This window comes from Pedobacter sp. 22226 (genome assembly GCF_052045455.1).
GTDB lineage: Bacteria > Bacteroidota > Bacteroidia > Sphingobacteriales > Sphingobacteriaceae > Pedobacter > Pedobacter jeongneungensis.
In genome coordinates this window covers 136,839-161,793 of sequence record NZ_JBQEPB010000006.1, presented here as the reverse complement: position 1 = coordinate 161,793, position 24,955 = coordinate 136,839, and the positions used below count along the sequence as shown (strand labels likewise).

Below are 24,955 nucleotides of genomic sequence, written 5' to 3'. Positions count from 1 at the left end.
AGTTCTTGGAATTGGGACAGCAATCACACTTTCCTCCTTCGTGGAATCCGGCCATTCTGGATCTAAGGCAATGTATGCCCTTGCTTCAACAGATACGGATACCGACTCAGATACCGACACGGGTACAGAAACCGGCACGGATACAGATACCAATACCGACACGGATACAGATACCGACACGAATACCGACACAAACGGAGATACCGGAACCGGTACGGATACCAATGGAGGAACCGGTACGAACACTAATGGAGGAACCGGCACAAACACTGGCACAAGCCCAGGATCAGGAGGTCCCCTTTTTGAAAAATCTGTAGACCACCCTTATGCATGTCAGGCAACAACAGTAACCTATACCACCTACTATAACGGAAATACTATCCTGTATACCAAATACAGTAATGGTGCTATCAAAGGAAATGCAGAGACCAACCAAACGGTAACCGGTACAGCGACAGGCTCGATGCCGATCAAAGCTTTCAATACTCACTGGATCGAATGTCTTAGCCAGCTTGGCTTGGGCTGTACACCTTGTGTACCTATTCAGGCTTGTACCGTAGGTTGCGTTTAAGATAATCTTTAGGACAGGGATTTGAAGAGTGTCCCTTCCTATTTAATTCAAAGAAACTATGAAAAACATTTTCAGAACAACATCAACCGTTCTGCTCATGATGCTAATAGGTTATTCCTGCAAGCAATCTGGGCGTATTGCGGTAATTACTCCGGTAAAAGCAAAAACCGACACAATAAATATTCCGGCGAGTTTGGAAAACGTTAGCTTCGACTATAATAAAACGCTCACCGATATCCGATTCGTCAAATTGGAAACCACATCGAAAAGTATTTTTGGATATCCTGACCGCATATTCATATCCGATAACAGGATAATCATCTGCGATATCTACATTTCCAAATCGGTATTTTTGTTCGACAGCAGCGGAAAGTTTATTGACAAGGTTGGTGTCGGCAGTGATGATCATTCGGGGCTTAAAAGTATCAGGGATGCAACTTTCGATTATAGGCATAAAGTGCTCTCAATATTTGACGATAAGGACGGGAAGATAGCAACATTTGATACTCAGGGAAAACTGATAAAAAAAATTGCTATAAAGCCCTTTTTCGTGCGTTTTTCTTACCTGAAAGATTCCATTTACGTATTGCAGACACCAATAGAGAACCGTGGTGTAAGTGGAGAACTCAATGATTTCGACCTGGCATTTTCCGATAATGATGGGGCGATCAAATCTGCTTCATGGAGTAACGAAAAAGACAAAAAAATACTGCCGAACTATGATTACAATACAAAAATACCTTCTTCAGGCTCGGGGGAATTTATATACTACAGTCCAAAATTCTCAAGAACAATCTACCAGGTAAAAAATTACCCGCTTTCCATTCATTCCAGGTTTTATTTGAATTTTTTAGGTAAAAACGATACTTCGCCGTCGGAATTCACAACACTCGCGGACTTAAATACCATGAAAGACGAGAAGTTCTATTTCGATGGAAGTATTATTTCCAGCGGAGCATTACACTTCATTGCTCTTATGGAGAAAAACATACCAACCGGCGTATTTTACTCTTCGCGAACAAAAAAAATATATGGCGGACAACCTATTTCCAGACTCGGCATTAATGAAAAGGCCAAAATGGATTATTTCTCTTATCCTATCGCAAGTACTGCCACAGAATTTATCAGCATCCTGAACCCTTCGGAAATTTGCGAGAAGGAAAAAATCTTCAGGCAACAGGAAAAGCAATACGGTATAAAGCCTGTTAGCAGGGACGAAAAATTTGATACCCTGCTAAGAAACCTAAAAAAAGATGACAACCAGGTCCTGGTATTTTATAAACTAAAATTGAGTTAAAACAATGAAACGCATCCTCCTGATATTACTGCTGGCTTTGGTTATAGTGCAGTCATATGCAATTATTTCGCTCTCTAAAAACAGAAAGCAGGAAAGGCTCAAACTAAAAAACAAAATAGAGGTCTTAACCACGACTAAAAAAGTATTGTTCAAAAAAATTATCAATACGGGACTTTCGGTGTCCATTCCATTCGATGTTCAAGGGCAACTTTTGGAATCTTCCAATGGGAGCATGGTTAGGCTTATGGACTTGTCTGGTAGTAGCCCAAAAGTGGTCTTTAGGATCAGCGACCGTCACTGCGGAGAGTGTATCTTGGCGCAGCTTCCCTTCCTCAAGAAGCTGTCCGATTCAATTGGAAAAGAAAACGTAGTTATACTTGGCTCGTACCTTAATTTTAAGAACCTGAAAATTTTCATGACGGTAAACAAGTTGGATTACCCCTATTATAACCTTCCAAGTGAAGCACTTTCTTACCTAGACATCGAGATGCAAAGCTCACCTTACTACTTTGAAATGGAGAAGCAAAAAACCGGCAATATCTTCTTACCCGAAAAGGAACTTCCGGAATTAACCGATATCTACATCAGGGGTATCATCGCCAACCGTAAGATATGATCCATAGCAATAGGTTTTTGATATCAATTATAATAGTTGTAGTTGCCTATATTTACTGCCCTATCTCCGTTTTAAATTTTTCATCTCCCGATGATAACTGGATGTTGTTGTCCAATCGGTTTATCGAGATGGAAAACTTCTTTTCAACGGCCAATATTCTAAAGGTTTTTCAAACCTTCGAGAGCGGACAATATTCTCCGCTGAATACGGTCTATTACCGGTTGATCTACCATATTCAAGGGCTGGATCCTTATTATTTCCACATTTTTTCATGGTTGATACATTTATGCAATATCGCAGCTGTCTTCCAATTATGCAGGAGGATTCTACTGTTTTTCGATTTGGATGAAAAGCAATTGCCGGTGATTGTATCCCTGATTTGGGCCATACATCCATTGAACGTAGAATCCGTAATATGGATATCAGCCTCGAAAATCCCTCTTTTCACGCTGTTCGTACTGATATCGACGATCAATGTTTTCGACGCGTTGCTAAAGCAAAAAGGAAGGTTTCTTTTATATAGTTTTGTTTTCTTCGTGATCGCTTGTTTATGTAAAGAGCAGGCATTTATGAATGTCTTTGTAATCCTTTTCCTGCTCGGCTATCACATCAGAAAATGCGGATATGTTACCGACCGTTGGCCGGTCTATCTATACATCCTTTCGAGCGTTTCGGCAACTTTGATTTTTGCGATCCTTTCCCGAAATGCTAATGCAGCCCATACCAATCAGCTGGTGATACAATCCTACTCGATCCTAGAACGATTGACACTTATTGGCCACTGCTTGTTTTTCTATATCAAAAACACAGTCCTTCCATTTGGTTTGCATTTTCATTATGGCATGCCCTTCCTCAAAGGAGCAGATATCTGGATGGAGTTAATCCTGTACATCATTTTTTTTATCTTCCTATCCATGTTAGGGTTCTATTACCTAAAGCGTAGCAAAATTCCTTCTTTCTATATATTTAATTTCCTTGGATTTTTTGCACACCTGGGATTGGTACTTCAGGTTATACCAATGACCAGGACATCTGCTGTTGCAGACCGGTATATGTATCTACCGATTCTTTACCTGATTATACCTGGTGTTTACTACCTACTACAGTGGCTTAAACACCAGTCTGCCCTGAACATAAAATTTGCGCAATCCGCGTTTGCCCTCTACTCATTGTATCTGATAATTTATGGGCACTTTCTTTCCGAAAAATGGGCGTTACTAAATATATAGATATGAGTGATAAAACAAAAATAAATCTACTACTGACACTTCTTGTGGGTGCTTCAATTTTTTCTGCTTATGCGCTAATGTCAAAAGGCAAGTCAAGTCCTGCCATCGCCATTGTATTTGACCAGAAAAAAAAACCGAAACAGGTAAACTTTGCCGCCTTCGATAAAAATGACTTTTGGGACAATTATCCCTTCCTGGTGCTAACCAATAACAATCGATTCATCGACCCCGCTACTAAATTTTTCGCAAAAGATGGTAATGTAATAAAGCTTGCCACATTAACCACAAATGGACCCAAACTCTTCCTCCGGATCTCGAGGAAAAATTACCAGGAGCAATATGTAAAGGACTTGCTGACTTATCTCAAAATCAGCAATATATCGGTCACATTGATTCTGGATGCTGACGCACCTAAATTCCTGACACTGTTTTTAAAAGATAACCAGATCGATCAGGAGGCCTATATGCTGATAAAAACCCTTGATGATCTTACCATTGAGGGGCTTAAACTACCTTACCTTTTTGTTTTGAGCCCTAAACTGCAGGTTTCTAAATTATATGTCCCAAGAGCAGAAGCCCCGGAAATGACTCAACAATATATTAGCGCAGTGATCGATCGACAAGTTAAACCCTAAAAAGATGAGGACTAAAATCATACTTGCGGGCGTTTATTTATTTATCGCGACCTGTTTCTACTTGTTTTTGCTCCGCTTTTTGCCTGGCGAAAAATTCCCTACGGACAGCAATCTTATCCAATGGGACGCGAAGTGGTACCAGCAAATCAAAGACCAAGGTTACGTATTTGTTCCTTACCGGGTTTGTAACATGGCATTCTTTCCGCTGTTTCCTTTGCTATGGAAAACATTAGCGGTATCCCCGCTGACGATCTCGATCCTGAATTTTATAATATTCATCGCTGCATTTATCACAATGGCAGTCCGTAATAAAATGGGCAATGTGGAGTTTTTGTTTATCCTGACCATTCCAATGTTCGTGTTTTGTGCGTTACCTTATTCGGAATCCACCTTTTTTGTCTTTAGCCTGATTACTTTGATTGGCTTTGATAAAGATAACACAAAACTACAGTTTTTAGGTTTTCTCGGGGCATCGCTAGCAAGATCGGCATCAATTGTTGCCATTCCAGCGCTACTGATCAGTACAATACTTTTGAAAAACAGCAATAAATCCAACCTTCAAAAAGCAAAACAGTTTGTATGGAATTTTGTTGCCATTGCCTTGGGAATACTTTTTTCTGCGATCATGCAGGGAGGTCAAACAGGAAAATGGTTTTATTTCCTGCATATACAGCAATTTTGGAAGCGGCATTGGATAATTCCGCAAGTTCCCTTTACCACATATGCTCCCGATAAAATGCTGGGAATAGATGCGTTAGGACTAATTGTAGGAACGGTTTGTTTCTGTTTTTGCTGCACTTGGCTCTACCGGTATTTAAAAAAAGAAGGTAATTGCTCTGTTAGTCAATCAGTTTTTTTCTCAAGCTTTTACATAACAGGCCTCGCTCTTCTGGATGTCTTCTTCACTTTTCAAAGAAATGGCGGTACAAGTATTTGGAGTATCGGGCGCCATGTATTATGTTCCCCATTTTTTATTTATTTTTTGCTTTGGTGGATCAGGGATTTAAAGGAAACCAATAAAATAGGCTGGATTCTGATTTTTGCAATAACGTGCGTGTTGCCAATATCCGGGATTTTTCGATATCCACAACATATAATTTTCATTTTATCATCGCTCCTGGGCGTAATTATTCTGAAATATTTTCCAAAATATAACTTAACCCTTATTATCCTATGTTTCATAAACCTTTTTTTTCAGCTCGAGACATTCAACAGATATTTGAATGGCGGCTGGATAGGCTGAAGTTCAATATCTAACCATAATTATAAACACTAAACCTATTGAAAATGGCACTTATCAGTATTATAATACCAGCATACCAGGAGGAGCGCAATATCGCATTGATCGCTAATTCGCTTGTTTCTACTATGGAGCAAACAGAGCATGAATATGAACTTATTTTTATAAATGACGGAAGTATCGACGATAGTGAAAATATTCTTTTTGATATCAGTAAAAGATATCCAAACGTGTTTTTCATCAATCTGTCAAGAAATTTTGGACAACAAAACGCTTTGAAAGCAGGCTATGATTATTCCACCGGCGATGCTGTAATCTGCATGGATGCAGATTTTCAGAACCCCCCCGCCATTATAAAGGAACTCATCGAGCAGTGGCAGAACGGTTTTGAAATAGTTGTGTGTAGACGCAAAGCAGGAAAACAGTCTGGGAATTTTGTCAAAGAAAACACTTCAAAGCTGTTCTATAAAATTCTCTCCAAACTCTCCGACAATCCTATTGATAGCAACTGCCCTGATTTCAGGCTCCTTGATAAAAAGCTAGTGGATATTATTAGGAACCTGCCTGAAAGCGATATTTTCTTAAGGGGAATCGTTTCATGGTTAGGATTTAAAAAAACTGTGGTTGAGTACGAGCACGCCGTCAGGATTCATGGTAAAACCCAGTATTCCTTTTCCAAAATGTTAAGACTTGCAGAGTCGGGCCTCACCGGCTTTAGCGTACGGCCTTTGAGATTTGCTATCTATCTTGGTATTTTCTTTTCATCAATATCGCTCTTATTTTTACCCTATATTCTTTCCCAATATCTTCGGGGAGAAACAGTAGCCGGTTGGACATCACTCATTGCAACCGTTATTTTTCTAGGCGGAATTAATTTATTCATTCTTGGCGTCATAGGGATTTATATCGGGAAGTTGTTTACTCAATCTAAGCAAAGACCAAGTTATATTGTGAAAAACACGAATTTGAGATGCGATGAAGTAATAGAAAATGGTTTACAAGCCTATAGACCGCTGACACAGCCGATAGCTACCGGAGCCGCTTAAAGTTAAACTATTAGTTATTCTTTTTTAAAAGATGAAAGGAGATCATACCGTTTTAAGGACTCTTTTGAATGCAGTAATATGACAATATACTTATTATCTTAATGGAGTATATATCTATGATCGTATTTTAAATCTATGTAGACGTATGGATTATTTTAAAGAGTTAAAACTTATTATAAACAAAATTTTCCTTAAAGTTAAACTAACCTTAATTAACTTTTATAGGCTGCTCTAGCATAAATAACCTTAAAATTATAACATAAATGACGGTTTATTTGCAAAAAACTTATGCATTTAAAATTTGACTTCGCATCACTAACTTGCGAATACATATTTTAGTCGTACTTAATTGGTTTGATCGTTTTATAGGTTTAGGTATAATTTAAACTCGTAATTTAAAAATTAATTAGGTTAACTTTCGTTCAAATTGTATCTTTGGATTGTAAGATTCAGTGATTATCTACATCAAAGTAATGGTGAGTAATTCGGTGCGTAGAAAACCGAAAACCAATTAAGAAATTGAATGCCAATAGGTTAAAATAACTAGGTTATTCCCCTACGGGCTACAAAAATCAATGTCAAATGATGTCAAAACCTTCATCGCTTATAAATCCACAGCCAAAGAACGCTTCTATTTAACCCAAGAGGAAGTAGATAAGATTATAGCTAAAGAATTTACTATAGGAAGGCTACAACAAGTTAGGGATATTTTCATTTTTTGTTGCTTTACAGGATTATCCTATGCCGATGTTAAGAAACTAAAACGATCTGAAATCGCTTTAGGCATAGATGGTGAAAAGTGGATATTTACTAAGAGACAAAAAACTAATACTTTTTCCCATATACCAATTTTACCCAATGCCTTTGATATATTACGTCGTTATAAGGACAATCCTGAATGCGAAAATAGGGATTTGGTATTGCCGGTATTAAGCAACCAGAAAATGAATGCTTACCTAAAAGAGATAGCGGATGTTTGTTGCATAAATAAACATTTGACATTCCATATGGCCAGGCATACATTTGCAACAACTGTCACGCTTTCCAATGGGGTCCCAATCGAAACAGTAAGCAAAATACTTGGACATACTGCTTTAAAAACTACCCAGCACTACGCAAAGGTTCTGGATATCAAGATTAGCCACGATATGGGTAAGCTTAAATCCAGTTTAGTAATAACTAAACTCTAATTTTTCACGTTAAATGTCAAAAGAGGCTGTCTTCTAAGTCAAAACCGAAATCCAAAACAGAATTTAATTTTGGCGATTTTTTTAAAATAATGATATACAACAAAAAACGGTAATTATATATAGAGAGAATTACTATTTTTTGTTAAGATAGAGGCTGAGATAAAATGCTATTTAGGTACATCAAGGCTGAAATGACTTATCGGACAGCCTCTTTTAACGTATTATAACATCTGGTTGGGAGAATGGACGGGACCAGACCCAATTGCGTATTTAATTGAAACTTTACGGTTCCATTTCGGACCAAACTGTATGCGAATTTGATTGCCGGGCGACTGTCAAAGTTGTCACTGTCCCATTGAGCAAAACTAACCCCGACTTCAAATTTTCTTCCCCCTGGAAATGCTTCAATGCACCCAAGCTTAAGATCGATAGCCCTCTCTTTTCAAAAAATCAGCAAAGCATGGCCTGTAGGATCAAGCTGAAAATCTGATAATGGGCTGCCCTCGCAAGAGCAATCCATTATCTTAAAACTTCTATTTGTTTAAAAACTTACCTCGGCAATTATTCCAGTGAAAAAGTTTCCCAGCCAGAAATAGTAGTCCTGTTGCATTTCATGGCCGATTGCCCGTTTTCTGAAGAAATGAATTTGCCATTATTTCCTTTAAAGGAAATTTTTCCGTTAGTGTTTACCACCCAGTCAAATTTTTCCCAATCGCTAATGGTTGTGCGGGTGCAGGTGATCCCGGTTGCGGCGCCATTTTCTGAAGATACATATTTGTTCATGCTTTTTAACGCGATTTTTCCGGCACCAGCATCGACAATCATAAAGCTTTCCCAGTCAGAGGCACTCGCACGGTTACATCTGAGGGCAACTTCACCGTTTTCACCGGAAACAAACAGGTTGTTAGAACCTTTTAGTTTAATTGTCTGACCAATTGGAGGTTCGGCCTGTACCTGCAGATTACCCAATTCCAACCAGCCGTTTTTAATAGTTCCGGTTACTGCCAGTGCAATGCCTGGTTTGTTGGCATTTGTTTTATCAATGATGGCCACCCCCCATTTATAATTCCCAGCCGGCAGGTTAATTGCCGTTGTGGTAAAATTGTAACTCATAGGATTATCTTTCAGCCACTTAGAAGGCTCACCACTTTCATCTATAAAAAGTTTTTTAACCACACCAGCGGTATCTAGAATGGCAAAAGCTACTTTATATTTATAATTCCACTGCGGAATGTTATTTGGGCAGTAACCCCAACCCATATTTCTCCAGCGATGGCTTATTGTAGCGGTGGCCCCATTGGCAATTTCATTGGGTAATGATACCTGATCAGGATATAGCCGATAGCCTCCTTCAGCAGTGAAGCGCTGTACCAACGGAAAACTGGTTTGAAACCAGGAAGCCACTTCGCCAACCCTGAAATCCATCATATTTACAGCTGCTTCCGCTGATCTTTCAAATTCTGCTTTTCTTACATCTTCAGGATGCCCTTCGCGATATTGGCCGCTTGAATCAATCCAATAGCGGTGTGTACCCGTTACAATCCATCCCCCTTCCATAATAATCGGTCGTTTATGTTTCCAGGTTGCTGCAAAGTTTTTCTCCCAGCTTTGGTAATAATCGGTCATGGCAAAAGCATCATGCCTCAGGCTATATCCTTGATTTATCGCTTTCACCAGTAACTGGTTGCTGTTAGGGTTTGCTGCACCCCAGCTCGTTGGATGACCTATTAAACGGTGGTAATTGATCACCAGCGGTACTTTGGTGAAGGTCCTATTGTAGAGTGCCATGATCCAGTCCAGTACCTCTTCCTTTACGGTTTCAGTTTGTGCGGCCGTTAATACCCCCGGAGCGGCATACACGGTATTATGGGCTTCACCCCATTTGCCTAAGCCATAGGCATCAATAAACGATGTGCGAACCGGATCGTTAAAGTCTTTGGCAAGCTCTTCAATAAATGTGGTGTAATATTGCCTGAAAATCGGATCCTGTGGAAATGGTGTTTTCTGCGATGGTACTGCAGGATTTGATAACCAATATTGAGCTCCCGCCGTGAATACAAAAGAAGGTGTATTTTCTCCCTGGTCGCGGCCATCTACCACAATCCGGAAAGCAATAGGCAAGCCCCTGGTTTTAACACCGTTAATGAGTTTACCAATCTGCGAGTTGGGATCTCTCCAGGCATAAACACCGGGGCTTGGGTTAAGCGATCGCCAGCTGGTTCGGATGTAACAGGCTGAGGCATAATCTATGGCCTTTACACTGGCACCCAGTTCGGGTACAAAAAACTGTGTGTCCCAGTAGGTTTCGGTAGCATCCCGTTTGCCATACATCACCCATCCGTTTAGCGGGTTCCGTAACACCGCAGTACCATTATATACAGGGTTGATCAGCACATTATTGGCAATAACAGCCAGTTTTTGAGGTCCCTTATCAAAGGTTTGTGAAAGGTTTTCTTCCACTATTTTGGAACAGGAAAGCGAATGCAGACCTAAAAGCGCAAGCAGCGTTACCTTTCCAGTCCACCCGAAAATGATTTTTTTCATAGTAATAAATATTAAATTTTAGATTAGAGGTTTTGCTATTATTCGGTACCTATTTTGAACCTTAGAATAAATTTTCTTTACACTAAATCTTTCTTTACATATCGCAATTGGAGAAAAATGCCAATCAATAATTTTAATAAGAAGTTAAGCGTAAGTCTTAAAGATTAAAATGGAGACTGGCAAATCGGATAAAATTTGTCCAATCATAAACATTGAGGTCGTGTTTCCCTTCCCTGAAATGGTAACCTATATCCGAATGAATGATGGGCTTGTTCACACCAGGCATATTTGCAGGAAGCCTCACTTTCTTGCCATATAAATCGTAAACAGGTTTGGCCTGTACCAATGATAAAAAAGAACCATAAGGGTCTGCCCAGCGATCTTCAGTAGCATTGGTGGTATAAACCGGCCTTGGCGCAATCAAGCCTATGAGCATATGCTGATCAACAGGCAAGCTGTTTACATCATTGCTGTATTTTTTGTAATTATTGTTAAACCAGTAACCAAACTGTTTATTAATCAGGCTTATGGTTTCTCCATATTTACGCCTGGCCAGCGATGCACCCGTACTGCCTGAGCAACTGCTAAACACCATGGCGAAGCGTTGATCCTGGGCTGCCGACCATAGGGCTGTTTTACCACCCCTTGAATGGCCTACCAGCGCAACTTTGTTAAAATCAATATCTGTATCAGTTTTAAAATAATCCATTACCCTGCTTGCCGCCCATGCCCAAACACCAATGGCTTTCATGCCATTAACTTTTTCCAGCTCGGCAGGAAATAACTTTTTTAATACGCCGTTCTGGTAGCTATCCTTACGATCAGGCGCTACATCCGAATGATGAAAGGCAGCTATGGCATAACCGCTATCAATGACCATTTCGGCCGGCCAGAAAGTACTCTTTTCCATTCTGGTCGGATCTGTATTTCTGCTACTTCGGTTGTTGATAAGTAAAAATACCGGAGCGGGTTTTGTTCGCTTGTTGGGAATAAAGAGTACAACAGGAAAGGATACCGAGCGACCATCATTCCACGCTGTAATTGTTATCTCTTTCAAATGTGCTTTTCCAGACATGGCAACCTTGTTTTCGTTGGTCACTATAAACTTTAAACTATCAAAATTAGCTGGTGTTTTTCCGTACACATGTTCTTCAAACAGGGCTAAAATTTCCGGTCTGCGCTGCTTTTCCCAAGCGGAGACATTTTTAATTTTTTTACCCTTTGCAGTTAGCAGTATATCGGGTAAAGTATAAGTTGGCACGGTACCTTCGTCATAATTAACGATTTCTCCCATAAACCGGTCTGTTTTCTGCGCATACACTCCAGCCGATAAAAAAACTGGACCAATTAAGCATATCATAGCCTTTTTTAACAAATTGCTGACGCGCCAACTGCCTTGATGAGCAAAGGATTTTAGTCTGTTCATCATACTCAATACCCTGGGTTTTGAATAAGTTTATTGGCCTTATTGATTTCTGATTGTTGAAACGGATACCAATAATTTTTACTGGTAAAGGTTCGGTTTTCAATTACAAAAGGGCTATAAGTTAGCGCAGTACCCACCTTCGTGATTTTCATCCCCCTAACTGCTCCGTTAAAATTACTTTCCCCGTCTTTCCAGCGGCGGACATCAAAAAACCGTTGTTCTTCAAAACACAATTCCACCCTGCGTTCATTTTTAATCCGGTCGCGCATTTGCGATTGTGTGAACCCGGCCAGTGCAGGCATTCCGGCACGGTTACGCACCGCATTTATCGCGTTATAAACTTCTGCGTTCGGACCTCCAAATTCGTTCAGGGCCTCTGCATAGATCAGTAAAATTTCTGCATAGCGAAACAATACCCAGGGTCTTCTTACGCTCGTGGTACCTGTAATGTTGTAAGTAGCGTTACCACTTAAAAATTTACGCAGGTAATAACCTGATTTTGTGCTATTTACATTGGAAGGCACATTATCACGTCCACCTTCATAAGTCTCTACAGCCCGGGTTAAGCTTCCTGTTTTAAAATTTGCGCCGTTAACAACGATAAACTGGTTTAAACGCGGGTCTCTGTTTGCATACGGATTTTGTGGATCGTAGCCTGATGCAGGATCGGTTATGGATCTGCCATTGGTCATTTCAAATGCGTCAACCAAATTCTGCGTCGGGTTTGTTCTGCCCAACCCACCGGTAAAGCTAATGGGCGCATTATTGGCTTCTATAGCATTGGTGTTATTTGCCGGCGTAGCGAAGATCACCTCGTTATTATAAGAGGTTGCAGTGTTGGTGTAATCCCATAAGTTTGGAAACAAAGCCGTACTTAATAAGCTGTGTTTATTTAAGTCGATTAAATCCTTTGCTGCATTGGCCGCATTTTGCCAGCGTTGCAGATTGTTACCTGTGTTATATAAAGGACTTGCATAAACCAGTAGCGTTTTGGCTTTTAGCGCCATCCCTGCAGCCTTTGTGGCACGTCCGTAATTTGCAGCATCCCAATCTTTTGTGGTGGCTGCAGGAATCTGACTGATGGCCGAGTCGCAATCCTTAACAATTTGCTTGACTACCTCATCAACTGAATTTCGGGGAATATTCAGATCTTCAACCGGCGAAAAGGAACGGGTGGCGAGAACAATGCCCCCATATCTTTTAAACAATTCATAATGTAATAAACCCCTCAGAAAAAATGCTTCTCCCCGTAATCCGCGAAGATCACTTGCCGGAAAAATCACTGCTGTAGGCGATCGTTCGAGAAACGTATTGACCACCCACAAGCCATTATACAGATTGGTATACTGCTCATCAAAAGTTCTTAAACTGCTCCAGTTGCCATTATTGAAAATATTTACATTACTGTTTAAGTTTGAGTTTACTGCTTCATCACTTCCGCTGGCCATTAACGCACCTGAACCATCAACATTGTACCTGGCCAGCATATAATTATAACCATTGTTTAAATACTCACGCACACGTCTGTCAGTATTCCAGATCGCTTCTTCGTTAACTGGGCCTTCACTGTATGAAGGTTCAAAAAATTCATCCTTACAAGCGCTAATGCTCATGAGCAAAACTGCCAGAACGATATACATATTATATAAATTCTTTTTCATCTTCATTTTGAATTAAAATTTAACATTTAAGCCGATTGCAAAGGTTTTTACGTAAGGGTAAGACGAAAAACGACCTGCATTGGGTGTTTCGGGATCAATACCAAGTTCACCGAGTCTGGAAATGGAGAAGATGTTATTGCCACTTAAAAAGATTCTTGCGCCTTTAAAACGTAAACTTTGGTTAAAGCTTTGTGGCGTACTATAGCCAATCTCCGCAGATCTGAGTTTTAAAAAATCTCCTGAATACAACCAAAAGGTAGAGTTGGCCGTGTTGTTTCCATTGTCTGATATTCCGATACGGGGATATTTTGCCGTTGCCGCTGTAGCTGGGGTCCAGCTATCTAAACTCAGCTGGTTTAATCCGTTCGGACCGGCATATACAATATCAGAGACATCTACGGTTCTGCCACCAACTCCCTGAAACTGTGCGCCTAAATCAAACTGTTTATATCGGATATTAAAACCAAAGCCATAATATATTTTCGGAATATCGGTATAGTCGCTTGAAATGGCGTCGTTTGCATCGATGATATTATCATTGTTAACATCTCTGTATTTAAGATCGCCCGGCACAACCAGGCTCGAAAGCGTTTGTTTTGGACTGGCATTAATTTCTGCCTGACTCTGAAAAATACCTTCAGCGATGTAATAATTTCCACCATTTACATACCGGCCTATGGTAGACTGGTTAGGCAGTACATTTTCCGTTCTTTCCAAAATAATATTTTTAGCATAGGTAAAGTTGGCATTGGTACTGATCAGCACTTCACCAATTTTTTTATGTAAAGTTCCGCTGGCATCGAATCCTTTGCTGCTTACCTTCCCCGAATTTACCTGAGCGATGGCTATTCCAACAATGCCCGGTAAGTTTGCAGGCCCAAGGATATCCGTTCGTTTTTCATCAAAATAATCTACAGAGAAAGAAAGTGCACCTTTAAAAAAATCTACATCTATACCCAGGTTCAAACGGTCAATTTTTTCCCAGGTGGTTAAAGGATTACCTGCAGGACTTACCAGCCTGGCTGTGGTTGATGTAGAAAACGTAGAGCCTAAAAATGGACCTGCATCTCTGGTAAACAGTGTACGGTATGGCAGCCTGACCACATTACCACTGGCATCATAAGTTGGGCCAATATTACCCGAGCGACCATAAGATCCGCGCAGTTTCAGGTAATTGATCACGGAAGCATCTTTCAGAAAATCTTCTCTAGATATTAACCAGCCAGCTGATACTGCCGGAAAAAAGCCAAAACGTCTTCCAGGCGCATAGTTTTCAGATCCGGAGTAACTCCCTGTAAATCCCACCTGGTAACGCTGCTTAAAACTGTAATCTGCCCGCCCTACAATCATGCGGGAACGATAATCCAGCCGGTCTACCGCAGCGCTTATGTATTGCTGCGCCCGTACGTTTGCCTTTACCTGGTGATCTGTGGCAAAGGTTCTGTTATAATCCAGGCCAAACCAAAGTTCATTATTTTTGGTATTGGTTTGGAAAGCAGCATTGCGGTAAGCAATAACTGCCGGTGTACGATAAGTTTGTACAGGTGTTACGGTTTGATTAAAAACTGCATAGTTCTGAGATAACCCGTCACCATAATTACCATAACCGTCATAAGAAAAGAACAGGTTAGCCGAAAGGCCTTTTGTGATAAAATCCATTTTCTGATCGGCCATGATACTGGCGAGCAAAATATTAGTGGTGGTTCTCGAAAATCCTGTAGATTGTAACTGGCCCAGGGGATTACTTTGAAAGAGTGAGGTTCCACCATAAGATCCATCTGGATTTAAAATCGGAAAGGCGTTTGGTGGCAAGTTATACAGGTTACTCAAAACCGTGCTGGTGCCATCACCAACATCATTACGCACTTCACTCCTCACCCCCGCCAAAAGCGTAAGTGAAAGTGTTTTGGTTACATCATAATCTAAATTGATGCGGAAATTATAACGTTTATAGCCATAATTAGAATCGTAATTAGGCGTTTCCGTTTCCTTCAAAAGACCTTGCTGGTTAAAGTAACTCACGGAGCTGAAATATCGCACCCTGCTACTCCCTCCGCTAAAGGTAAGCGCATACCTTTGCGTGGCTGCCCTTTTGCTCAAAAAGCGGTCTAAATAGTTATTATCTGGATAAAGGTAAGGGTTGGTATGGTTTTTATAACCTTCCAGGGCTGCGTCATTATAAGCTGGTGCCTGCCCCACATTGGTTAAACCCCGATTATATAAAGTAGCAAAATCAAATGAATTTAAGGGTTTGATCAGTTTGCTGGCAGATTGAAAACCGCCCTGAGCATCAAAAGAAATCAGGTTTTCTCCTATCTTACCTCTTTTTGTAGTGACCAAAATTGCGCCATTGCCTCCATTCAGGCCATACCAGTTTAAACCAGCAGCATCTTTTAATACGGTTACACTTTCAATTTCGCTGATATCCATATCTTCGAAATCACGTTCAATTCCGTCTACCAGAAAAGCTGGCGTAGCGCCTTGCGCATAAGATGATTTTCCGCGGATTTGATAGGATACGTTTCCTCCGCCTGGCTGATTACCTGTCCACCTGAATAAAAAGCCGCTTAATCTCCCGGCCAGTAAACCAGACAGGTTACTGATCGGTACTTGCGTAAGCTGATTATAGCGAAGCGAGCTTTGGGCATAATTTAGTTCTGCCCTGCTGCGTGTAGCAAACGGAATTTCTATTAATTTATCTGTTGAGTCTTTGCGGTTGGCTTTCATAATCCTAACGGTATCCTGCTTCCTGTTAGTTTGTGCGAGGGCCGTGCAGGTTAACAGATAGCTGATGATGCACAGCATAACGCCCGAACATTTAATATATCTTGTCATTTCTTATCTTTTAAATTAATGTACAACCCAATAACTACCATCCCGGATTCTGTTTCAATGCACCACTGGTTTTATTCATTTCTGACCGTGGAATAGGGTACAAATACATGTTGGTATTGAATACTTTTTTAAATGCGGGTAATTCGATCACGTTATAGCTGAAAGAACCATTGGCATTTTTAATCACTTTCATGGCCTTCATTGGCTGGGCCACAATTTCAGGCCCTTCTTTCCAGCGAAGGATATCCCACCAGCGCATGTCTTCGAAAGCGAATTCGATGGCCCGTTCATTTCTGATGCGTTCGCGCATTGCAGCTTGACTAAGACCAGCTGGTAAAACCGGCATTTTAGCGCGCAGGCGAATGGCATTTACCGCATTATACACTTCGGCAGTCGGTCCTGATTCTTCATTTAAAGCTTCGGCATAATTGATCAGGACTTCTGCATATCTGTAAAAAACATAATTCAGCAAAGCTGATGCGGTTGAGCCCGAACGTGAAGCCTCCGGCCAGAGCCTTTTCAGGTAATAACTTGTTTTAGTTATTGATGTGGCCGTACTGATATCGGTTCCATACGTGATGATACCCTGGGCATTGGTTTCAGATTGCCATGTTTGCACCGCCCGCCCCTGCCAGGTGGCATTATTATAAAGAATGTTCACATAAAACCGAGGATCTCTGTTGAGGTAAGGATTTTGCGGATTGTATCCCGAAGTGGCATCACTAATGGGTTTGCCATTGGCCATTTCGTACAGATCAACATGATTCTGAACGGGCGAAAGGTTAGATTGTGCCCCTCCATAACTTGTAGGAATCAAAAAATCGCTCAGATAAGTACCAATAAATCCACGGCCGCCACGGGGCCAGATCCGGATATATTCATTAGAGTTGGCTACCGTGAGCACGTTGGCATAGTTTGGCTCCAATGAAAATTTATTCAGGTCCATAATTGCCTTTGATGCATCTGCAGCTTTTTTCCATTTTGCCAAATCATTGCCCGGATTATTCAACGGGCTGGCATCGAAGAGCAAAGCTCTTGCTTTAAGGGCCATAACCGCAGCCCCTGTAGCCCGGTTAGCTTGTGCTGCAGGATTTGGCCAGTCGGAATTGGTTAATGGCAACAACGTAAGGGCCTGTTCCAAATCACTTAAAATCAACGCAAATGTTTCCGAATAACTGCTGCGAGGAAGATCTGTAGAAGCTTCGGTAAAGTCTTGCGGCTGGGTTAATATCACTACTCCTCCAAAGCGCCTTAACAGCTCGAAATAGAAATAAGCACGAAGATAAAGTTGCTCACCTTTAATATAACCAGGATTGTAAAGATCGGTCCAGGGAACTTTATCCATATTGGCCAGCATCAGGTTTGCATTTCTGATTCCCCGGTACATTTGAGCGTAAATGCCTGTTACATCAGCAGCTCCCGGATCTAGAAACTGTCCGCTGTTCATCGCCGCTACCTCGATCTGACCATTATTGGCAATAGACTCGTCTGTAAATTGTGAGGTCATGCCCTTGTATCCGCTCAAGCGGCCATAATCCGAAATGGAAAAAGTATAGGTAAAATCGCCAAAACGGGATGCCGTTAATGGGTCTTTAAAAACCTCTTCAAGGTCGCTCTGGATGCCTACATCACGTTGTAAAAAATCCTTTCTGCAGGAATAAGCAATACAGAGAACAAATGAAAACAAAATATATATGATTTTTTTCATGATGATAACCTTTGATTAGAGTGATAAATTGAGGCCAAAATTGAAAACCTTAGTAGTGGGAATCGTGGCAATAGAAGATGCATAGGCATTTCCAGACAAGCTGTTTTCAGGATCTATGCCGTAAAAATTTGTCCAGGTAATTAAGTTCTGACCGCTAACGAATACGGTTAGGCCATTTAGGCGAATTCTATTGACTAATTTTTTAGGCAAACTGTAACTGAACTGCACATTTCGTAATTTGATGTAAGAAGCATCTTGCAATGTGAAGTCGTTTAGGCTTTCGTTAGGATTTGCATTCAGACCCGGACGAATTACCGGCCAGCTTGCATTGGTATTACCTGGTGTCCATCTATTTAACATTGGTGCATAATACTGGTTGAGGCCACCACTTTGGAACACCACGTTTGAACTCACATTTGTTACCGCATTAAAAAGCGCCGATAATTGAAATCCTTTATACCCAAACTGCATGTTAAGGCTTGCATTATATTCCGGAATATTAGGATGCCCAATGGCGATTACATCCTGGTTATTAATGATTCCGTCGCCGTTAACATCCTGATATTTAAAATCGCCGGGTATAGAAGGATAAGCTGTAATTTTGTTCAGCGGACTACTATCGATATCTTTTTGATCTGCATAAAAACCCAGAACATGGTATCCAAAATAGGTACCGATGGGCTTGCCTGTTACCCGTAGGTTTTCGGCAAGACCAGGTGCTTCATCCAATACCCTTCGCTCGTTTCTGGCATAACTCAGGTTGCCCGTAAAGGAATAGGTAAAATCTTTAATCTTATCACGGTAAGTTGCGGAGATTTCATATCCATGGTTGTAATTTACGCCATAATTGGTACTTGGCACGGTGGCGCCGTAAGTTGCAAAACTGGTGGCCGAACGGGTAGTTAAAATATCCGAACGCTCATCATCAAAAAGGTCTGCAGTGATATTCAGCTTATCTTTGAATAAAGAAAGATCAAGTCCGATATTTCGCTTTAAAGACACCTCAAAAGTGATAAACGGATTGCCATACTGTAGCTGGGTATAAGTTGGCGCACTAAAGTTGCTGTTCGGGTTTCCAAACACTACGTTTGATCCGGCGCCAAACCTGTTCTGGTAATAGAAACGACTTGTACTAGGACTGGGAATCCCTACTCTTCCAATTGAACCACGGATTTTAAACATGCTGATCCAGGTATATTTTTTCATCCATTCCTCGTTGGCCAGATTATAACCGAGCGTTGCTGCCGGAAAAAATCCGTAGCGATAACCTTTGGCATAGTTTTCCGAACCATTATAAGTGGCACTGGCAGTTATAAAGTATTTATTTCCATAATTATAAGTGGCCTCTGAAATGATTCCCTGGTTGGCATAAGGAGCAGCAGCGGCAGCCGAGCCCTGCAATTCGCGCTGACCGATTAGATTGGCACTCAAATTATGCTTGCCAAATGATCTGCCATAGGTTAAAAACAACTGGAGATTCGTTTTGGTAAAACCACTCCTTGAATAGGCTGGTGCCCCAAAAAAATCATTATAGGTACCACCAACAGGTGTTAGTGCCAGGCTGGCCCTGTCGAGTTCAAGGTATCCTGTGCTTCCTCTTTGCAGTTTTCCTGATAATTGGGTGGCATCGTAACCGAATTGTGCTTTTAAGCTTAGCCCTTTAGTTATAAAATCAAGTTTTTGGTTTACCGTAAAAATTGATTCTGCAATATTATTATCGGTAAAAGCATAGCCTCCATACGTTAATAAAGCATAGGGATTGACGGAATTTATTCCACCAAGTCCATAATTTACGATGTGGTTATAGTTTCCATCCAACGCAATCACTTTAGGATCATCAGAGTTAATGTATTCTTTAAAAAACGGCGCTGCCCATGAAGGCATTTTCAACGCCCGGCCCACAAGCCCTTCAATCCCATTACTCACAACCCCTGCAGGATCATTATATTCGCTCATGCCTGCCGGGCTGTAACGGTGTTCGTTCCTACCCGCAAGGTTCACTTCAAAGTTGGTGGTTCTGGTCAGGTCTATGCCTACCCTGGCCCTGAAATTGTAACGGCCGTAGCTCGGGGAAGTAGAATAATCTAAAGGTGTTTTAAATTCCTTAAAATTTCCTTCCTCGCGCATATGGCTAAATGAGGTAAAGTATTTTACCTTTTCACTACCGCCAGATATGGTTAAGTTCTGTTGGTTCTGCATCCAATGATCTTTAACCAATTCATCGTACCACATCACATCCGGATAAAGTAATGGATTCCCGTTGCCGGCCTTAAAAATGGCTAAATCCTCATCGGTAAAGGCTCGGGGTTCGCCCACGTTGCGCTGCCCCTCACTTAACAGCATAGCACTTTCATAAGCGCCCAAAATTTCAGGACGGGAGGTTGCACTGATGATGCCCAGATTACCGGAAAATGTTACTCTTGCCGGCCCCTCCACTCCCTTTTTGGTAGTAATCACAAATACACCGTTTGCACCTTTCAAACCATATAATGCGGTAGATGAGGCATCTTTCAGCACATTTATACTTTCAATTTCATTGGGATCAATATCACCGAAAGATGTACGCTCCACACCATCCACAATAATGAGCGCAGTAGCTGAAGGAGAAACTTGTCCGCGGATATACAAAGCGGCCCCGTTAATCCCCGGACGTCCGGAAGTTTGCTGTACCACCAGGCCGGGTACGCGACCGGCCAATGCATTGTTCACATTAGTTACGGGTGCTTTTAATAAATCCTGACCAGAAACGGTACTGATGGCAGCAGTAACAGCTGATCTTCTTTGTGTAGAATAACCGTTTACCACGACTTCACTGAGCGAGCTGCTTGCGGAGATCAATGTGATGTTGATTACACCGATAGCCCCTATCGTTACCTCTTTGCTTTCAAAACCAATGGTCGAAAAAACAAGCACCTGGCCAGGGTTAACATTGATTTTATATTTTCCATCCAAATCGGTCTGGACGCCGGTAGTGGTACCTTTTATTCTGATGGTTGCACCCGGAATAGGTTGATTTTTATCATCTTTAACGGTTCCGGTTATTTCCTGAAACCGCATTGCGGGGCGTTTGGCAACAAAGCCACTCGTCACTTTTATGGGCATGGCTGGCAATGCCTGGGCCTTACACCAAAATGCAGCAACCAAAATAAGCCAGCCTTTGGACCTTAGGTTTATATTTTTTATCATTTATCTGATATATGGTTAGAATTATAATCTTTAGATATTTCCGCCTTTTTTGTGCATAACAGATCTCCAGGGCAACGCGCAGGCGTCCTCATCAATTCCCCTAAAAGGGTGCAGGTTTTTATCTGTTGAGTTAAAAACGAAGATTGGAAAGCATTAAAAAAGCGTCTGATTCAAGCTTCTACGCTAAACCTGATGCCTGGAGATACCGATCAAATAAAAGGGCATTTCCGATGTCATTGCTCGTAATTCAGGTTTCGTGTTTTCCTCATTTGCAATAAGGAGAATAGTTAAGAAATAGGTTGTCATCATATTTTGGTTTATTATTTGGTTAACACAAATCTATATGCTTATCTATTTCAGGGGGTTCACTTTTGTACGGAAATGGTTTGTTTTTGTACGCAGGGTTAATATTTACGGTTTATTTTTAGAAAGTTTGCTTTTTACAAACCAAATGGCTGCCATTGAAAGATCCTAATAAAGTCCGGTCGTCATTCAGTAGCGATCTGATCGAGTTGGGAATGATGATCTTTCGAGTGATATAGCTAGTAGCCTGAACTCGAAATTACCTAACTAAAATACCCTCTATAAACACCCCATACCTGACCAATTCGTCATGCTGAACTTGTTTTATTAGTGGAAAATAATTTTTCAATCGCTTTATAGCCACTTCGTGGTTAGCATCTTTTCAGCAGGAAAGACCATGAAATAAATTCAGGGTGACGGCCGCTTAATCAGAAAGCCGGTATAAGGTTACCGGAAGACAATATTAATAATCGAATTCAGGTTAGTAGATGTATCTGCATATTTTATGGTTCTTTTCAATATGGTATGGATTGCCACTTTACGAAGATATTGCGCAAACTCTTCAGATACATTTTCAGGCTTAAATCTGATGTTTTTAACTGAATCATTAAACAAAATACCATACCAGATTAATCCGCCCAAGTATTTACCGGCATCATTGGCATGGTTGGGATCAAATACGAGGTCTTTTTTATTCCAGTAGTAACCGATATTGATCGAGTGGGTCTGATCTGGCAAATTTGGGGCTGTGGGATGCTCATAATTAAATGAATGATCAGGTTTAAAACCATATTTCCTTTCTTCGGCTACAATTTGGAAAGCATCACCAACCGGTAAAATCCGGGCATTAATCCGCTTTGCCAGGAGATGGTAAGCCGCACGTGATTTCTGCCACATTTCCTGCTGACTCGCTGCCACTTTACCTTCTGCTATACGCCCAAACTTCTTTGCATCGGTACGGTATGCCCAGGTTTGATGAACCACCAAACGCGCCTGGGGTTGCAATGCTTTAACATAGTCAACCAGTTTGTTGGCATATGGATAGTAGGTAGAGGAGTCTGCCGAAAGATAAGAATACTGTTGAATGGTAACAATGTCCCATTTCCCTTGCCCCAACAACATTTTTAATGATTTTCCGCCGTAGGGTTTTCCCTTTGGATCATCAGCATTGGCTTCTGCTTTTTCTACATAACCCCAATGCTGCTCAAGAGAATGCCCACCAAGTTCAGCACGTCCGATGATGAGCGTTTTCCCTCTTTCTTTTGCCAGTTGCGGCAAAAAGGCTGATGCGTTTTGAGAAAAACTGTTCCCTATAATAAATAAACGTAAGGTATCCTGCCGGCTTTGAGCAAAAACATTTGCAGTGAGGCAAACCAGCAAAAGGGAATACATGCTCAACTTAATTAAAGTCGAGAACTGTAATTTCATATTAATCTTCATAATCGCCTATTTTAGTTTCTTAAGGTATTCATACAATTGTGTTCCCGCCAGCAAAAATGCACCGACGCCATACACCTCAGTACTATTGCCATTTACGGCATCCGGACTTGCACCAATGGGTTGTACATAACCCAGCATCCCATCTTCATGTACGGCAGAAACCATGGCTTTCCACGATTTTTCTACCACAGGAAGGTATTGTTTCTTGTCTAAAATACCGTGGTTTAAACCCCAGGCCATGGCATAGCAAAAAAAGCCGGTTCCGCTCATCTCCTTAACCGGAAAACTTGCAGGATCTAATAATGAAGCATGCCAGCTGCCATCTTGTTGTTGTAATCCTGCCACCCTGGCTACCATATCCTGATAAAGCAAAATCAGTTTCTTTCTATCGGGGTGGTTTTTCGGCATATTTTCCAACACCCTTACCAAGCCGGCCAATACCCATCCATTGCCTCTTGACCAGAATATTTTTTGTCCGTTTTTCTCTCTTTTATTAAAGAAACTCTCATCTCTAAAAAATAGCTTCTCCGATGGGTCATATAAAAATTCGGTTGTCTTCCACCACAATTTAACAGCTGTATTCAGGTACTTATCATCTCGCGTAGCCGTGCTCAGATAAGCCAAAGATGGCGGTCCCATAAAAAGGGCATCACACCATGCCCACTCTCTTTTTTGGATATTGTTTTTCCAGTTCAAAGGTTCGTTATGGGTTTGGCTAATGATACTATCGGCCTGCAACATAAAAGGAGCAATCATCTTTTTCTTTTTGAACTTACTGTAGAGTTGGGCATAAGTTTGTCCTACACAATAGTCATCTGCATAAAAGCGCAAATGTCCGGTATTCCAGCCCAAATCATCTCCAATATCGACCAGCGTTTGTAGATACCGTTCATTGCCCCGCAGGTTACCAAAAGCAAAAATACCGGTATAACAGGCTCCATTCGTCCAATCTGCTTTTCGATGATTAAACCCCTTGTCCTTCCAGGTATTCAATTGCCAGTCTGCAACCCGCTGCATCGTTTTAAAAATGTTTGTGGTTTCCAGAGTAGAATCCCTTTTTAAAGATGTTTCACCCGAAAAAGCGCTCATTCCGCCGTAACAGCTAAATACTAATATCAGAAGCAGTCGTTTTAAATTCATATCTTTCATTTCTTAATTGATTATTTTTGATAAACCCTTATATAATCTACTTCAAACCTGGCTGAAAAGGTCGTTTTAGAAGGATCTCCACCCTGTTTACCGCCTATTGCCAAATCGAGCAGCATATAATGCGGTCGTTTAAAAGGATTAATACCAGTCCCATCCTGGTTAACCAAACGGTCTAATGACACCTTATTTAAAAGCTGGTTATCCACATAAAGTGCGATGCTGTTTTCATCCCAATCCATTCGCCAGATGTGAAATTGATCTGCCCATGCCTGACCGCCAAGGGAATCGATATTTTTCTCGGTGCTAAACCAGGCATCTTTTCGATCTGCACCCATGAAGGCGATATTAGCGAGCAGTTTTTTCCGGTAGTATTCCATGATATCGATTTCACCCGTCGCCGGCCAGGATCCTTTTGTTCCCAATGTCCACCAGGCTGGCCAGATGCCATCTCTGATATCTATTTTACCGCGCATCACAAACCTGCCGTAAAGCCAGCTATGCAATCCTTGGGTTTTAATGCTGGCGGAAGTGTAATCAGCCTCTCTTCTACTTTTTTTCCAGTCACTGCTTCCTTCCTTAAAGTTAGGGTTTGTTTTTTTCTCTCTTTTGGCCTCCAGAATTAGCTTTCCATCTTCACACCTCGCATTTTCCTTTTGGTACCATTGATATTCTTCGTTGCGTTCGAATCCAAGTTCATAATTCCAGTTAGCCGGATCGGGTGCACCGTTATTATTAAATTCTTCGGCCCATACCAGTTTGTAACCGCCTGAACGGAGTGCTGACGGCTTAGGATCTTTTTGTTGGGCCACTCCGGATAAGCTGATGCATAAGGTACAGGCCGGTAATAATAATTTGACTAGATATTTTTTCATGGGGAAT

Annotated in this window: 17 protein-coding genes; 8 read left to right on the top strand and 9 right to left on the bottom strand. The window is 41.2% G+C overall.

Annotation, left to right across the window (positions count from 1 at the left end; all coding sequences use genetic code 11):
- The first annotated feature begins 70 nt into the window (after positions 1 to 70).
- The 8 genes from ACTJKC_RS15405 (at position 71) to ACTJKC_RS15370 (ending at position 7,824) form a co-directional block, all read left to right on the top strand.
- On the top strand, positions 71 to 571 hold the full coding sequence (locus tag ACTJKC_RS15405; RefSeq protein ID WP_344850115.1) for a hypothetical protein: 501 nt from the start codon (positions 71 to 73) through the stop codon (positions 569 to 571).
- 58 nt (positions 572 to 629) lie between these two features.
- A complete protein-coding gene (locus tag ACTJKC_RS15400; RefSeq protein WP_440793234.1) occupies positions 630 to 1,868 on the top strand; it encodes a 6-bladed beta-propeller in 1,239 nt (412 codons plus the stop codon).
- A gap of 4 nt (positions 1,869 to 1,872) precedes the next feature.
- Positions 1,873 to 2,484, top strand: a complete 612-nt coding sequence (locus ACTJKC_RS15395; RefSeq protein WP_344850111.1) for a hypothetical protein — start codon at positions 1,873 to 1,875, stop codon at positions 2,482 to 2,484.
- 128 nt (positions 2,485 to 2,612) lie between these two features.
- Entirely contained in the window at positions 2,613 to 3,713 is a 1,101-nt protein-coding gene (locus ACTJKC_RS15390; RefSeq protein WP_344850109.1) for a hypothetical protein, read from the top strand.
- A 2-nt stretch (positions 3,714 to 3,715) separates the two neighbouring features.
- Entirely contained in the window at positions 3,716 to 4,348 is a 633-nt protein-coding gene (locus ACTJKC_RS15385; RefSeq protein ID WP_440793231.1) for a hypothetical protein, read from the top strand.
- A gap of 4 nt (positions 4,349 to 4,352) precedes the next feature.
- Positions 4,353 to 5,591: a hypothetical protein gene (locus ACTJKC_RS15380; RefSeq protein ID WP_440793229.1), complete on the top strand. Its 1,239-nt coding sequence runs from the start codon at positions 4,353 to 4,355 to the stop codon at positions 5,589 to 5,591.
- A 44-nt stretch (positions 5,592 to 5,635) separates the two neighbouring features.
- On the top strand, positions 5,636 to 6,634 hold the full coding sequence (locus tag ACTJKC_RS15375; RefSeq protein ID WP_440793227.1) for a glycosyltransferase family 2 protein: 999 nt from the start codon (positions 5,636 to 5,638) through the stop codon (positions 6,632 to 6,634).
- Positions 6,635 to 7,209: 575 nt separating this feature from the next.
- On the top strand, positions 7,210 to 7,824 hold the full coding sequence (locus ACTJKC_RS15370; RefSeq protein WP_440793225.1) for a site-specific integrase: 615 nt from the start codon (positions 7,210 to 7,212) through the stop codon (positions 7,822 to 7,824).
- Between the two features lie 561 nt (positions 7,825 to 8,385).
- On the opposite strand, the gene ACTJKC_RS15365 is transcribed toward ACTJKC_RS15370, so the two are convergent.
- From ACTJKC_RS15365 to ACTJKC_RS15325, 9 genes are all read right to left on the bottom strand, one after another.
- Positions 8,386 to 10,368, bottom strand: coding sequence for a DUF4832 domain-containing protein (locus ACTJKC_RS15365; RefSeq protein WP_440793223.1), 1,983 nt, complete (start codon positions 10,366 to 10,368; stop codon positions 8,386 to 8,388).
- A gap of 157 nt (positions 10,369 to 10,525) precedes the next feature.
- Entirely contained in the window at positions 10,526 to 11,662 is a 1,137-nt protein-coding gene (locus tag ACTJKC_RS15360) for a glucuronyl esterase domain-containing protein (protein ID WP_440793221.1), read from the bottom strand.
- Between the two features lie 137 nt (positions 11,663 to 11,799).
- Positions 11,800 to 13,455, bottom strand: a complete 1,656-nt coding sequence (locus ACTJKC_RS15355; RefSeq protein WP_440793219.1) for a RagB/SusD family nutrient uptake outer membrane protein — start codon at positions 13,453 to 13,455, stop codon at positions 11,800 to 11,802.
- A gap of 12 nt (positions 13,456 to 13,467) precedes the next feature.
- Positions 13,468 to 16,290: a SusC/RagA family TonB-linked outer membrane protein gene (locus ACTJKC_RS15350; RefSeq protein ID WP_440793217.1), complete on the bottom strand. Its 2,823-nt coding sequence runs from the start codon at positions 16,288 to 16,290 to the stop codon at positions 13,468 to 13,470.
- A 34-nt stretch (positions 16,291 to 16,324) separates the two neighbouring features.
- Positions 16,325 to 17,998, bottom strand: coding sequence for a RagB/SusD family nutrient uptake outer membrane protein (locus ACTJKC_RS15345; RefSeq protein WP_440793215.1), 1,674 nt, complete (start codon positions 17,996 to 17,998; stop codon positions 16,325 to 16,327).
- 15 nt (positions 17,999 to 18,013) lie between these two features.
- Positions 18,014 to 21,184 (bottom strand): SusC/RagA family TonB-linked outer membrane protein, encoded by a 3,171-nt coding sequence (locus ACTJKC_RS15340; RefSeq protein WP_440793213.1) that lies wholly within the window; start codon positions 21,182 to 21,184, stop codon positions 18,014 to 18,016.
- Between the two features lie 750 nt (positions 21,185 to 21,934).
- On the bottom strand, positions 21,935 to 22,927 hold the full coding sequence (locus ACTJKC_RS15335) for a DUF4886 domain-containing protein (RefSeq protein ID WP_440793211.1): 993 nt from the start codon (positions 22,925 to 22,927) through the stop codon (positions 21,935 to 21,937).
- A 6-nt stretch (positions 22,928 to 22,933) separates the two neighbouring features.
- Complete coding sequence (locus tag ACTJKC_RS15330; protein WP_440793209.1) at positions 22,934 to 24,067, bottom strand: glycoside hydrolase family 88/105 protein; 1,134 nt, start codon at positions 24,065 to 24,067, stop codon at positions 22,934 to 22,936.
- A gap of 20 nt (positions 24,068 to 24,087) precedes the next feature.
- Positions 24,088 to 24,948 carry a glycoside hydrolase family 16 protein gene (locus ACTJKC_RS15325; protein WP_344850084.1) on the bottom strand — a complete coding sequence of 287 codons (861 nt, stop codon included), beginning with the start codon at positions 24,946 to 24,948 and terminating at the stop codon, positions 24,088 to 24,090.
- Between the last annotated feature and the right edge of the window lie 7 nt (positions 24,949 to 24,955).

What these genes read in the sequence shown, in the direction of transcription:
- ACTJKC_RS15405 (WP_344850115.1), top strand. Translation starts at nt 71, where the DNA reads ATGTATGCCCTTGCTTCAACAGATACGGATACCGACTCAGATACCGAC.
- ACTJKC_RS15400 (WP_440793234.1), top strand. Translation starts at nt 630, where the DNA reads ATGAAAAACATTTTCAGAACAACATCAACCGTTCTGCTCATGATGCTA.
- ACTJKC_RS15395 (WP_344850111.1), top strand. Translation starts at nt 1,873, where the DNA reads ATGAAACGCATCCTCCTGATATTACTGCTGGCTTTGGTTATAGTGCAG.
- ACTJKC_RS15390 (WP_344850109.1), top strand. Translation starts at nt 2,613, where the DNA reads ATGGAAAACTTCTTTTCAACGGCCAATATTCTAAAGGTTTTTCAAACC.
- ACTJKC_RS15385 (WP_440793231.1), top strand. Translation starts at nt 3,716, where the DNA reads ATGAGTGATAAAACAAAAATAAATCTACTACTGACACTTCTTGTGGGT.
- ACTJKC_RS15380 (WP_440793229.1), top strand. Translation starts at nt 4,353, where the DNA reads ATGAGGACTAAAATCATACTTGCGGGCGTTTATTTATTTATCGCGACC.
- ACTJKC_RS15375 (WP_440793227.1), top strand. Translation starts at nt 5,636, where the DNA reads ATGGCACTTATCAGTATTATAATACCAGCATACCAGGAGGAGCGCAAT.
- ACTJKC_RS15370 (WP_440793225.1), top strand. Translation starts at nt 7,210, where the DNA reads ATGTCAAATGATGTCAAAACCTTCATCGCTTATAAATCCACAGCCAAA.
- ACTJKC_RS15365 (WP_440793223.1), bottom strand. Translation starts at nt 10,368, where the DNA reads ATGAAAAAAATCATTTTCGGGTGGACTGGAAAGGTAACGCTGCTTGCG.
- ACTJKC_RS15360 (WP_440793221.1), bottom strand. Translation starts at nt 11,662, where the DNA reads ATGGGAGAAATCGTTAATTATGACGAAGGTACCGTGCCAACTTATACT.
- ACTJKC_RS15355 (WP_440793219.1), bottom strand. Translation starts at nt 13,455, where the DNA reads ATGAAAAAGAATTTATATAATATGTATATCGTTCTGGCAGTTTTGCTC.
- ACTJKC_RS15350 (WP_440793217.1), bottom strand. Translation starts at nt 16,290, where the DNA reads ATGACAAGATATATTAAATGTTCGGGCGTTATGCTGTGCATCATCAGC.
- ACTJKC_RS15345 (WP_440793215.1), bottom strand. Translation starts at nt 17,998, where the DNA reads ATGAAAAAAATCATATATATTTTGTTTTCATTTGTTCTCTGTATTGCT.
- ACTJKC_RS15340 (WP_440793213.1), bottom strand. Translation starts at nt 21,184, where the DNA reads ATGATAAAAAATATAAACCTAAGGTCCAAAGGCTGGCTTATTTTGGTT.
- ACTJKC_RS15335 (WP_440793211.1), bottom strand. Translation starts at nt 22,927, where the DNA reads ATGAAGATTAATATGAAATTACAGTTCTCGACTTTAATTAAGTTGAGC.
- ACTJKC_RS15330 (WP_440793209.1), bottom strand. Translation starts at nt 24,067, where the DNA reads ATGAATTTAAAACGACTGCTTCTGATATTAGTATTTAGCTGTTACGGC.
- ACTJKC_RS15325 (WP_344850084.1), bottom strand. Translation starts at nt 24,948, where the DNA reads ATGAAAAAATATCTAGTCAAATTATTATTACCGGCCTGTACCTTATGC.